At 69.1% G+C, this 12,813-nt stretch carries 8 protein-coding genes; 5 read left to right on the forward strand and 3 right to left on the reverse strand.

Going from position 1 to position 12,813, the window contains the following annotated elements:
* From AC07YH_RS09415 to AC07YH_RS09425, 3 genes are all read left to right on the forward strand, one after another.
* The coding region (locus AC07YH_RS09415; protein ID WP_494746749.1) for a TonB-dependent receptor at window positions 1-2,107 on the forward strand (2,107 nt) is incomplete at its 5' end.
* Between the two features lie 145 nt (window positions 2,108-2,252).
* Entirely contained in the window at window positions 2,253-3,086 is an 834-nt protein-coding gene (locus AC07YH_RS09420) for a glycosyltransferase family 2 protein (RefSeq protein WP_494746750.1), read from the forward strand.
* Between the two features lie 5 nt (window positions 3,087-3,091).
* The gene (locus AC07YH_RS09425; protein ID WP_494746751.1) at window positions 3,092-3,865 is read left to right on the forward strand and encodes a polysaccharide deacetylase family protein; all 774 of its coding nucleotides are present in this window, start codon (window positions 3,092-3,094) and stop codon (window positions 3,863-3,865) included.
* A 9-nt stretch (window positions 3,866-3,874) separates the two neighbouring features.
* On the opposite strand, the gene AC07YH_RS09430 is transcribed toward AC07YH_RS09425, so the two are convergent.
* Window positions 3,875-4,000, reverse strand: a complete 126-nt coding sequence (locus AC07YH_RS09430) for a hypothetical protein (RefSeq protein ID WP_494618783.1) — start codon at window positions 3,998-4,000, stop codon at window positions 3,875-3,877.
* A 91-nt stretch (window positions 4,001-4,091) separates the two neighbouring features.
* Window positions 4,092-5,531, reverse strand: coding sequence for a protein adenylyltransferase SelO (locus AC07YH_RS09435; protein ID WP_494746752.1), 1,440 nt, complete (start codon window positions 5,529-5,531; stop codon window positions 4,092-4,094).
* A gap of 248 nt (window positions 5,532-5,779) precedes the next feature.
* On the opposite strand from AC07YH_RS09435, the gene AC07YH_RS09440 reads away from it, so the two are divergent.
* Together AC07YH_RS09440 and AC07YH_RS09445 are read left to right on the forward strand one after the other, a co-directional pair.
* Complete coding sequence (locus AC07YH_RS09440; RefSeq protein ID WP_494746753.1) at window positions 5,780-8,287, forward strand: TonB-dependent receptor; 2,508 nt, start codon at window positions 5,780-5,782, stop codon at window positions 8,285-8,287.
* Window positions 8,288-8,479: 192 nt separating this feature from the next.
* On the forward strand, window positions 8,480-10,897 hold the full coding sequence (locus AC07YH_RS09445; protein ID WP_494746754.1) for a M20/M25/M40 family metallo-hydrolase: 2,418 nt from the start codon (window positions 8,480-8,482) through the stop codon (window positions 10,895-10,897).
* A gap of 4 nt (window positions 10,898-10,901) precedes the next feature.
* Here the strand turns inward: AC07YH_RS09445 and AC07YH_RS09450 are convergent, their stop codons facing one another.
* A complete protein-coding gene (locus AC07YH_RS09450) occupies window positions 10,902-12,764 on the reverse strand; it encodes an AMP-binding protein (RefSeq protein WP_494746755.1) in 1,863 nt (620 codons plus the stop codon).
* Between the last annotated feature and the right edge of the window lie 49 nt (window positions 12,765-12,813).

Raw genomic sequence — 12,813 nt, forward strand, 5'->3', positions numbered from 1 at the left:
CCCGCCCGCCTCGCCGCCCGCGCCGCGTCCGGTGGTCGCCGCCCAGCCGACGATCGCCACGCCCGAGGCGATCGCGCCCCTGGCGCCGCTGGTGATCAACGCCGGCAAGCGCTCGCCCCGCCTGGGCGCCCTGCCCGGCGGCGTCAGTGTCATCGCCTCGCCGCAGCTGCAGGACACCGGCGTCGGCGAGACCGCCTCGGTGGCCCGCCAGACGGCCGGCTTCATGACCACCAACCTGGGGGCGGCGCGCAACAAGATCCTGCTGCGCGGCCTGTCCGACGGCACCTTCACCGGCCGCACCCAGTCGACGGTCGGCACCTATCTCGACGAGGTGCCGGTCAACTACAACGCCCCCGACCCGGACCTGCGGCTGATCGATGTCGACCGGGTCGAGGTGCTGCGCGGTCCGCAAGGCTCGCTCTATGGCGGCGGCTCGCTGTCGGGCATCTACCGCATCGTCACCCGCCAGCCCGAGCTGGGGACCTATTCGGCCTCGGTCGGCTCGACCATCGCGACCACCGAGTCCGGCTCGAACAGCTATCGCGCCGAAGGCGTCGTCAACGCGCCGATCGGCCAGCTCTCGGCCGTCCGGGTCGCGGCTTACTACGATGTCGATGGCGGCTATCTCGACGACGTCAACCTGCGCCTGTCCAACGTCGACAAGACCACGCGCCGGGGCGGCCGCGCGGCCTGGCGCGTGAACCTGGGCGACTGGCAGGTCAAGCTGGGCACGGCCCTGCAGAGCGTCTCGTCCAAGGACACCCAGTACGTCACCCTGACGCCTGGCGGCCCCCGCCGCGCCAACCAGGTGCGCGAGATCCACCGCAACCGCCTGGCTCAGACCTCGGTCAAGGTCAGCGGCTCGGGCGACTGGGGCCAGTTCGAGTCGGTGACCGGCTACGTCACCCACCGCTACGCCAGCCGCTACGACGCCACCGTCTCGCTCAGCGAGTTCTCCGAAGAGGCCCTGGAGCTGGGCGTCTACGACGAATCCGCCCGTGTGCGCATGGTGGTGGAGGACATGATCTACACCGCGCCGGCCGTGGGTCGGCTGCGCTGGATGATCGGCGGCTTCCTTGCCACCAGCATCGAGGAAGGCGACTACGACCTGCGGGCCCGCGCCAACAACGTCACCCGCAGCGTCTATGACGAGAACCGCAAGGATCGGCTGAACGAGTACGCCCTCTATGGCGAAGCGACCTACGACCTGGGTCGCAACTGGAAGGTCGCGCTGGGCGGACGGTCGTTCAAGACCACGGTCCACACCCGCTCCTACGTCACCGCCCCAGCCCCAGGCCAGTCGCGCGACCTGGACCGCGAGGCCTCGTTCAGCGGCTTTTCGCCAAAGGTCTCGATCCAGCGCGACCTGGCGCGCGGCGGCATGATCTACGCCCTGAGTTCGGAAGGCTACCGCGCCGGCGGCTTCAATTCCGGGGGCCTGGCCACGCCGTCCGAGAACCGGCGCGTGTTCCAGCCCGACCACCTGCGCAACTACGAGATCGGCGCGACGCTGAACCCGTTCGACGGGCGGGTGAACCTGCGCGCGGCGCTGTTCTACGACGACTGGCGCGACATCCAGACCGATCAGTACTTCGCCTCGGGCCTGTCCTACACCGCCAATATCGGCGACGGCCGCAACCGGGGCCTGGAGCTTGAAGCGGGCTGGAAGGTCACGCCGCACCTGACCCTGAAGGGCAACGCCCTCTTCAACGCGCCGAAGCTGACCCGCATCGCGCCAGGCTACGGCATCACCGACAGCGCCAGCCTGCCCGGCGTGCCGGACGTCTCGTTCGGCAGCCTGGTCACCTACCAGCGGCCGATCACCGCCGACGCTAACCTGATGCTGACGGCCGAGACCGGATACATCGGCGAGTCCCGCCTGACCTTCGACCCGCGCTTCTCGCCGACCATGGGCGGCTACTACACCGGCAAGCTGTCGGCCCAGATGCTGACCGACCGCTGGCGCGCGGCCCTGTTCGTCAGCAATCCCTGGAACAGCTCCAGCGACACCTTCGCCTATGGCAACCCGTTCAGCTTCGGCCAGGTCCGCCAGGTGACGCCGCAACGCCCGCGCACGTGGAGCCTGGCCCTGTCGGCCAACTTCTAGGCGTCGCCGCCTCCCCCACTTTGGGGGCAATTTGTTGCAAAGCTTAAACATTTGTCATGCGCGGGACCGGAGGGCGGCCGCGTGCGGCGGCGTCTTCTCATCGAAGCGGCTGCGGGGGCGTGGTCGTTCGATCGAGGATACTGTGATGGCCAAGATTTCGGCCCTGATCTGCGTTCACAACGAAGAGCAGCGTCTGCACGCCTGCCTGTCGGCTTTGGCGTTCTGCGACGAGATCGTCGTGGTCGCCGACCGCTGCAGCGACGGCACCGAGGCCATCGCCCGCCACTATGGCGCCGTGGTGGTCGCCGGCATCTTCCCGATCGAAGGCCCGCGCAAGCACGCCGGCATCGCCCGCTGCACCGGCGACTGGATCCTGGAGCTGGACGCCGACGAAGGCGTCACCCCGGCCTTCGCCAAGGAAATCCGCGAGACCGTCGAGCGCGCCGACGCCGCCGACTGGTACCAGATCCCGATCGACAACTATGTCGGCGAGCAGCTCGTCCGCCACGGCTGGGGCGGCTCGTTCGGCACGGCCTCGGCCGCGCGTCTGTTCCGCCGCGGCGTCAAGTCGTGGAAGGCCGAGCGAGTCCATCCCGGCGCCAAGCTGGACGGCGCCTATGGCGGCCGCCTGAAGACGCCTCTGGTCCACATGGTCGACGAGGACATCGCCGACATGTTCGCGCGCCTGGGCCGCTACACTGCCCTGAAGGCCCAGGACCTGGCCGACAACGGCAAGATCAAGGGCCTGGCCGACGACGCCTTCCGCGGCGTGCGCCGGTTCTTCAAGTGCTACGTCTCGCGCAAGGGCTACAAGGAAGGCGACCTGGGCTTCCTCATTTCGCTGATGGCCGGCCTCTATCCGATCCTGTCGAACCTGCGGGCTCGCGAGATCCTGCGCACCCGCGCCAAGGCGGCCAAGGCCGAGCGCCCGGCCGCCGCCGCGCTGCCGCTGCGCCGCGTCGAGGCCGCCGGCCAGTAAGCCCTATGGCCGGTCTGCCGCTCGCCTTCCGCCTGGTCCTGGGGTCCGAGCTCGCGCTCTGGGCCAAGGCCGGCCATGCGCCGGTGCTGTGGTGGCGCGATGACGACGCCCGCGCGCCGACCGGCGCGCTGGAGCGGCTGATCAGCCTGTCGCGCCGCCGTGACGCGCCGCTGACCCTGGCCGCGATCGCTGGTCCCAACCTGCCGTCTCTGGCCCGCCGCCTGGACGACGAGCCGGACGTCGAGCTGGCGGTCCACGGCTTCACCCACGTCAACCGCCAGCCGGAAGGCCAGGGGTTCGGCGAGATCATCGACAGCGACGACATCGATTGGGTCCGCGCTCAACTACGCGCCACCGTGGCGGCCTTCCACCGCGCCGGCGCCGCCCCGACGCTGTTCGTGCCGCCGTGGAACAATCTGCAGCCGCAACTGCTGGAGGTCCTGCCCGACTCGTCCATTTCGGTGGTGTCAGCCTTTGACTTCAACAGCGGGTCGGACGGCGGCGTCACGCGTCTCGACGCACACCTGGACGTCCTACGCTGGAAGGGCGGCGGCCGGTTCCGGGGGACCTGGAAGTTCCTGATCCGGATGCGGCGGCTGCTGGCGCAACGTCGCGCCGCCGGCCAGTGGGATGAGCCCATTGGTCTTCTGACCCATCACCTGGATCACGACCAGGCGACGTGGCTGTTCCTGGAGAAGTTCCTTACGGCGTTCAGCGTCACCGCTCGCCGTCGGTTGACGCGCGAAACCGCCGTTCAGCGAGAAGCGCTCAGCGCTTAAAGGGAGCGGCTAGGCCAGCTCAGGACGGTCGCGCAGGCACTCGCCGATGGCGCGGAAGCAGCCCGGAATGCCCAGGGCGCCCATGAAGGACATGGCCACGGCGCAGACCAGCATGATCGGTTGGAAGATGCGCATTGGGAATCTCCACGCGGGCGTTCGTCTCAGGCACTGTGCCGGAACTGTAAGACGGAAACTTGACGGTCGTTCCGCGTCCGAATGAAAAAACTCAGGGTGCGGCGTTTTTGTCGCCCAGGCTGTAAGCGACCCGCGCCGCCTCGATCCTGTCCAGCTTGGCCTTCAGCGGCGCCCAGTCGTCGTGCTCGGCGATCGGCGCCCACAGGGCCTCCACTTCCTCGATGATCAGCTCCTCCGGCTCGGGGCGCTGGAAGACGGGATCGGCCAGGCGCTCGGGCCGGTCGGATTCGAAGTCGGCCAACCGTCGACGGAAGGTCTCAAACGTCTCGGTGCGGTAGAGCTGCGCGCGCGGACCATCCATCGCCCGGCCAGTCGAAGCCTCCCCGCCGAACCAGTCGAAGAAGAACGGCTCCCAGCGCAGCGCCTCGCCGCCCTCGGCCAGAGCGCGGAAGGCGCTGTTGACCAACTCAACGTCTTCGTCCGGGTTGCGGCCCTTCACGCCCAGCCGGTCCAGCATCGCGCCGCGCAGGGCCAGGCGATAGGCGTCGGAGAAGCCGTTCAGCGCCGCCAGGATTCCGGCCTGGTCGGTGACCAGGGTCAGGCAGGCGGCCAGCTGCTGCAGGTTCCAGAACACCGCCTCGGGCTGGCGGCCGAAGCTGTAGAGCCCTTGGTGGTCGAAATAGGCGGCCGTGAAGTTGGGGTCATTGCGCGGCAGGAACCGCCAGGGGCCGTAGTCGAAGCTCTCGCCCGTGACGACCATGTTGTCGGTGTTCAGCACCCCGTGCACGAAACCGGCCGTCATCCAGCGCGACAGCAGTTTCGCGCTGGCCGCCACGGTCGCCTCCAGCAGCGCCGCCGGCCGGTCGGGCGCGTCGGCCAGATGCGGGAAGTAGGTCTCGACCACGTGATCGACCAACTGAACGATCAGGTCGCGCCGATCGAAATAGGCCAGGCGCTGGAATGTGCCGAAGCGGATATGGCTGTGCGACAACCGGGTCAGCACCGCCGAACGGGTCGGGCTGGGCTCGTCGCCGCGCGTCAGGGCCTCGCCGGTCTCGACCAGCGAGAAGGCCCGCGAGGTCGGAACGCCCAGCGCCTCCAGCAGCGACGCGGCCAGGATTTCGCGCACGCCGCCCTTCAGGGTCAGCCGGCCATCGCCCGACCGCGACCAGGGCGTCTGGCCCGAGCCCTTGGTGGCCAGGTCCAGCAGGCGATCCGTCCCCTGCTCGCGCAGCTGGGCGAACAGGAAGCCTCGGCCGTCGCCCAGGTCGGGGTTGTAAACGCGGAACTGGTGGCCGTGATAGCGCATGGCCAGCGGCGTCGGCTGGTTGTCCGGCAGCGGCTCGAAGCGGCCGAAGCAGCGGACCCAGGCCTCGTCGCTCAGGCTCTCCAGTCCGACGGTCGCCGCCGCGCGCTGGTTACGGAATCGCAGGATCGTTTGAGGAAAGTCGGCGGCCTCGACCGGGTCGGCGAAGTCGCGGCCCAGGGCCTGGAAGCGCGGATCGGGGCGATAGGCGGGCGAGAAGCTCATGGGTCGCCAAATGAGACCCACTCGCCGCGCGCGCAAGCCACTTTCGAATTTTGATGACGGCGCGCGAGAGCTGTCGCTTCCCGGCAACAGAAATCGTCAGAACCTAGGACTCGCAAGGGATTTCGCTTGCCGATCCCGGAAGTGGCGCCTAACCCTTGGCTATCCATTCGAACAATCGTTCGACGGAACAACGAAAAACGAGCTGGGGGCGGGCAAGCGCTTTCGGCCGATAAACCGAGAGGTAGGAAATGCGCTTCACCCAGGTGCTTTGCGGCACTGCGTCCGCTGTTGTCCTCGCCGGTATGGGCGCTGCAAGCGCCGCGCAGGCTCAAGATCAACAAACCGTCGACAGCATCATCGTCACCGCCCAGAAGCGGGAACAGAACCTGCAGGACGTGCCGGTCGTGGTGACCGCCGTCGGCGCCAAGCTGCTGCAGGACACCGGCGTCCGCGACATCAAGGACCTGACGATCCTGACGCCGGGCCTGACCGTGACCTCGACCTCGTCGGAAGCCTCGACCACCGCCCGTATCCGCGGCGTCGGCACCGTCGGCGACAACCCCGGCCTGGAAAGCTCGGTCGGCGTCGTGATCGACGGCGTCTATCGCCCCCGCAACGGCGTCGGCTTCGGCGACCTGGGCGAAATGGAGCGCATCGAGGTGCTGAAGGGCCCGCAAGGCACCCTGTTCGGCAAGAACACCTCGGCCGGCGTCATCAACGTGGTGACCAAGGAGCCCGAGTTCGGCTTCGGCGCCTCGGGCGAAGTGACCCTGGGCAACTACAACGCCCACGGCGCGGCCGCCTCGGTCACCGGCCCGCTGTACAGCGACAAGCTGGCCGGCCGCCTGTACGTCGCCGCCCGCGAGCGCGACGGCTTCAACAAGGTGGTCACCGGCCGCGGTCCGTCCTCGCGCGACCAGGACGCCGACCAGGGCTTCTACACCATCCGCGGCCAGCTACTGTTCGTGCCGGACGACCAGGCCACGTTCCGCGTCATCGCCGACTATTCGAAGCGCGACGAGAACTGCTGCGGCGCCGTGCAGATCCGCACCGGCCCGACCGCCGCCGTCCTCGGCATCGTCTCCGGCCAGGCCCAGCCGCTGGCCACGACGGCCAAGCCGTTCGATCGCATCGCCTATTCGAACCGCGGCGCGCCCGCCACGATCGAGGACAAGGGCGTCTCGCTGCAGGGCGACATCGACCTGCCGATCGGCACCCTGACCAGCATCTCGGCCATCCGCAACTGGCGCACCGACAACGGCCAGGACGCCGACTTCAGCCTCGCCGACCTCGCCTACCGCAACAAGGACGGCACCAACTATTCGGAGTTCCGGACCTACACCCAGGAACTGCGCCTGGCCGGCAAGAGCGACAAGTTCGACTGGATGTTCGGCGCCTTCCTGGCGGACGAGCGTCTCGCGACCCGCGCCAACTTCCTCTATGGCAACGACTACGAGCAGTATCTGGGCCGCCTGCTGTCGGCCTCGGTCGCCCCGGGCGGCGTGGCCAACTTCGTGTCGCTGCTGACCGGCCGCGCCCCGAACACCACCTTCACGCCCGGCCAGGGCCTCTATGACCGTTACGACCAGCGCTCCACCACGGTAGCCCTGTTCACCAACGACACCTGGCACGTGACCGATGCGTTCGAGATCACCGCCGGCCTGCGCTACACCTCCGAAGAAAAGAAGCTCAACACCTTCCAGACCACCAGCGACGGCGGCATCGGCTGCGGCACGGCCCTGTCGCCGGCCGGCCAGGCCCGCATCGCCGGCATCGTCGGCGCGGCCGCCGCCCCGACCGTCATCGGCAACCTCTGCCTGCCCTGGGCCAACCCGCTGTTCAACAACCGCGGCACCAAGCAGCAGCGGACCGACAAGGAATGGACAGGCACGATCAAGGCCTCGTACCGCTTCTCGCCGCAGGTGTTCAGCTACGCCTCGTACGCGCGCGGCTACAAGGGCGGCGGCTTCAACCTGGACCGCACCCAGTCGTCGAACGGCCTGCCCTCGGGCGGCAACGGCGTGACGCCGATCTTCGACACCTCGTTCCCGGCGGAGTTCGTCGACAGCTATGAACTCGGCCTGAAGAACACCCTGTTCAACCGCACGGTGCTCTTCAACGTCAGCGGCTTCTATCAGAAGTTCACCGACTTCCAGCTGAACACCTTCCTGGGCACCTCGTTCGTGGTCCGCTCGATCCCGGAAGTGACGTCCAAGGGCGTCGACGCCGACTTCCTGTGGTTCACGCCGGTCAAGGGCCTGATGATCCAGAGCGGCCTGACCTACGCTCTGACCGAGTACGGCGACCAGGCGATCCCGAACGACCCGGGCAACGCTCTGGCCCTGCTGCCGGGCAGCCGCATGTCGCTGGCCCCGAAGTACTCCGCCTCGGGCTCGATGACCTATGAGACCCCGGTCGGCGGCAACCTGAAGGCCCGCTTCAACATCGGCGCCAAGTACAGCTCGTCCTACAACACCGGTTCGGACCTGTTCCCGCCGAAGGTCCAGAAGGCCTTCACCGTGGTCAACGGCCGCGTGGGCATCGGCGCGGACGACGACCGCTGGACCGTCGAGCTGTGGGGCATGAACCTGTTCAACGAGAAGTACTATCAGGTCGCCTTCAACGGCACCCTGCAGGGCTCCTCGGGCCTCAGCGCCACGCAGAAGACCTACAATCCGGCCCTGGACACCATCACCTACGATGCGTTCCTGGGCGCGCCGCGCACCTACGGGGTGACGCTGCGCTCCAAGTTCTAAATGGCAAAGTTCTAGCCGGGAGGGGGAACCGGCGGCGCGCACAAGGCGCCGCCGGCTTTCGGAAGAGGGAGGGCGATCCGGGCGACCGGGTCGCCCTTTTCTTTGGTCGGAGCTTTTCGAGAGGGGTTTGCGATCGCGGCGCATCACCTCAGCATGGGCTTTGGGGAATCGTTCACGCTCCGGAGCCACGCCATGAAGACGATCCGCTTCCTGGGTTTCTGGATCTGCCTGGCCATCGGCTTGGCGCTGGGCGTCTGGAGCCAGAGGACCCCTACGCCCGTCCCCGCCAGCGCTCCGGCCACGGACTTCTCGGCCGACCGCGCCATGGCCGACGTCACCACCATCGCCCAGAAACCGCACCCGACGGGCTCGGCCGAGATCGCCAAGGTCCGCGACCACCTGCGCGAACGGATCACTGAACTGGGGCTGCAGGTCTCGATCCGATCCGGCGAGGGCTTCTGGGCCAAGTCGCAGAACGGCCGCGGCCTGACCGTGGCCGCCGTCCAGAACCTGATCGGCGTCCTGCCCGGCAAGGATCCCAGCCTGCCGGCCATCCTGGTGATGAGCCACTACGACTCGGTCCACAATTCGCCCGGCGCCGCCGATGACGCCACCGGCACGGCCGCCGCGCTGGAGATCGCCCGCGCCCTCAAGGCCAATGGGCCGCACGCCCGCGACGTCATCTTCCTGTTCACCGACGCCGAGGAAGCGGGCCTGCTGGGCGCCGACGCCTTCTTCAACCGCGACCCGACGCTGGAGCGCGTGGGCCTGGTGGTGAACATGGAAGCGCGCGGCGACGCCGGCCGCGCGGCCATGTTCCAGACCGGCCCTGGCAACGGCGCGCTGATGAGCGTCTTCGCCCGCGAGGCCAAGGGCCCGTCGGCCAATTCGCTGGCCTCGACGGTCTATGAGAAGATGCCCAACGACACCGACTTCACCCACGCGGTGAAGAAGGGCCTGCCCGGGCTGAACCTGGCCTTCATCGACGACCAGCTCGCCTATCACACGCCGCTGGCCCGCCCTGATCACCTGGAGCGCGGCAGCCTGCAGCACATGGGCGACCAGGCCCTGCCGACCATCCGGGCCCTGGCCGACGCGCCGACCCTGCCGGCCAAGACGGACAACGCCATCTATTCGGACGTGCTGGGCCTGTTCCTGATCAGCTATCCGCCGGTCGTCGGCTGGGTGCTGCTGGGCCTCGCCGCCGTCCTGATCGTCTTCACCGCCTGGCGCACGCTGAGCCTCGGCGCGGCCAGCGGCTGGGAGATCGCCCGGGGCGTCACCGGCCTGCTGCTGACCGCGACCAGCGCCGCCACCGTGCTGCACCTGGCCGGCCGACTGATGATGATCGACGACGTCCAGCGCTACTACGGCATCCTGACCCGCTTCGACTACCTGCTGTGGGGCTGCGGCCTGCTGGTGGTCGCCGTCGGCCTGGGCGTGGCCACGGCCCAGGCGCGCGGCGCGCGGCGGATCATCCCCTGCGCCGTCGCCCTGGCGCTCGGCGGGGCGTGCAGCCTGGTCGGCGGCTTCGATCCCATTGGCCTCGGCCTCGGCGTCGCCGCCTGCGTGCTGGCCGCCCTGTCGCTGGGCTACAGGACCGAGGTGCTGGGCGCCTGGATCGGCGGGATGATCGTGCTGCTGCTCCTGGCCACCGCCGCCCAAGTCCTGGCCCCCGGCGCGACGGTGATGCTGACCTGGCCGCTGCTGGTCGCCGCCCTGGGCGCGGCGCTGGTCATCGGCGTCGGCGGCGCGCGCGACCGTCGGGTGGCGCTGGCGCTCACTTTCGCTGTCGGCCTCCTGGCCGTGCTGTCGACCGCCCAGCTGACCGCCTGGGGCTCGTGGACCTTCGCCGGCGTCGGACTGATGGAGCCGGCAGTCCTGGCCCTGTTCGCCATGCTGGCCGCGCCGGCCCTATCGCCCCTGGCCCATGACTTCGCCGCCACCCGCTGGGCCTGGCGCGCCGCCGGCGTGCTGGCCATCGCCGGGATCGCCCTGATCGCCAATGCCGCGCGCGGCGGCGGCGAGCCTGGCCGTCCGGCCGTGACCCAGGCCCTGCATGTCGCCGACCTCTCGACCGGCAAGGCCTGGCGCCTGACCGAGGCCGCGCGCCTGGACGCCTGGACCAAGCGTGTCCTGCCCGACGACGGCGGCTCGGCCCCAAAGCAATCGCCGCTGGCTCCGTTCTGGCGCAACCCGGTCTGGATGTCGGAGACCCGCGCCGTGCCGGTCGAGGCCCCGCAGTTGACCGTCGACCGCGCCGAGGACCGCCTGCTGGTCCGACTGATCCCCGCGCCGGGGGCCGAGATGGTCAGCATCCGCCTGCGTCCCAGCGGCCCGCTGGCCTCGCCGCGCCTGAACGGCCGGCCGATCACACTGAAGACCGAGGCCGGTCAGTGGTCGTCCGTGACCTATCACGCGCCCGACCCCAACGGCGTCACCTTGAGCTTCACGACCACGGGCGCCGGCAAGGTCGATGTCGCGGCGCTGGAATATCACGACGGCTGGCCCACCATGGCCAAGACCCCGCCCGCCAAGCCGGCCGACCTGATGGCCATGGGCATGTCGGACAAGACCGCCGTGCTGGTGCGCAGCGGGATGAAGTGGTGAGGCGCTAGACCGCGAACACCCCTTCGCCCGGCGTCTTGGCGTAGAGCGCCTCCACCCGCTCCGCCCGTCGATCCAGAGTACAGCGCTGGTTGACGTAGCCCTTGTCGGTGATCTCGCCGGCGTCGATCGAGGGGGGCTCGGTCAGGATCGTGAACCGCCCGATCCGTCGCGAAGACCCGCCGGCCCCCGCGTTGAACGCGCCCAACCGCTCGCGCAGGATCGCCACCAGCTTTTCCAGCGGCGTGCCCGGCCCCGGATCGGCGACCAGGGCCTGCAAGCCCGCCGGCGAAGGCCACAGCATCGCGCCGATGAACGGCTTGTCCTGGCCGGTGATCACCGCGTCGTGGATGTAGGGGCTGCAGGCGGCCACCAGGTCGGGACGCAGCACGCCGACGCTGACCCAGGTGCCGCTGTCGAGCTTGAAGTCCTCGGTCACCCGGCCGTCGAACACCAGGCCCTTGGCCGGGTCCTCCGGATCGACGAACCGCGCCGCGTCGCCCAGCTTGTAGAAGCCCTCCTCGTCGAAGGCCGCCGCCGTGCGCTCCGGGTCCTTGTGGTAGCCGGCGGCCACGGTCGGTCCCTTCACGCGGACCTCGTACTTGCTCCCATTGGGGGCCAGCTTCAGGGCTATGCCGGGGAGTGGGAGACCCACCAGACCGACGCGCTCGGTGATCCAGTGGGTGACGGTGATGCCTTGGGTCTCGGTCGCGCCGTACATGGTGGTCAGCGGGATGCGCTGGCCGGTCTCGGCCACCGCCAGGGCCTGCATCCGGTTGTAGACGTCGTTGCTGAGCGTCGCGCCGCCATAGCCCATGTAGCGCAGGTTCTTGAAGAACGAGGCCCGCAGCGCCGGGTCGCTCTCCATTGCCTCGGCCAGCATCGAGAAGGCGATCGGGGCCGAGCCGAACACGATCGGCGAGACCTCGTAGAGGTTCTTGATCGTCGTCTCGAACATGCCCGGCAGCGGCTTGCCCTCGTCGATGTGCAGGGTGCCGCCGGCCCACAGCACGCCGTTGAAGCCGATATTGCCGGCCGAGATATGGCTCCAGGGCATCCACTCCAGGCTCTGGGGGATCTCGCCCGTGGGTTCGTCGGTGCGGATGCCTTCCTGGCCGGCGATCACGCCCGCCATCATGCCGTGGGTCTGCGGCACCGCCTTGGGCAGGCCGGTCGAGCCGGAGGTGAACAGGTACTTGGCCACCGTCACCGGACCCAGGGTCTCGCGGGAGGCCTCCACGGCGGCCGTCGGCGTCGTGCCGGCCACCTCGGCGAAGGGGATGGTCCCCTCCGCCCCGTCGGCGGTGATCACCGCGATCGTCGGGTCGATGGCCTTCAGGGTTTCCAGCGCCTTGGCGAACATCGGCCCGCTCTGGGCGAAGACGACGCGCGGGGCGACCTTGTCGAAGCAGTGCCTCAGCTTGGCATGGTCGGTCGAGATCAGGCTGTAGGCCGGGCTGATCGGCGCGGCCGGGACGCCGGCGGTATAGGCGCCCAAGGTCATCAGGGCGTGCTCGATCGAATTGCCCGACAGGATCATGACGCTGTCGTCGTTGGTCAGCCCTCGGTCCAGCAGCCATTGGGCGATCCCCTCGACCGCTCGCAACGCCTCGCCGTAGCTGATCGCGCGCCAGGGACCGTGGCCGGGCTCGCGCTGCTTGATGTAGGGCCGGTCGGGATGCTCGGCGGCCTTCTGCGCGATCAGGTGGGCGATCGAGCGCGGGCCTTCGCCGGGCGCATGGTTGGAGGTGATGACGATCGAGCCGTCCGGCCGCCGCTCGACGCTGACGTCGGGGCCTTTCATGGCCAGGGGCTTGAACGGAACGCTGGACACGTCGCGGGAAGGCGACGCGCCATCTGGCGGCGTCATGGTCTCACTCCCTCAGGTCTTATTCTGTTGGGAATGACGGTAGCGGAAG

The organism is Caulobacter sp. GW456-12-1-14-TSB4, from assembly GCF_059424195.1.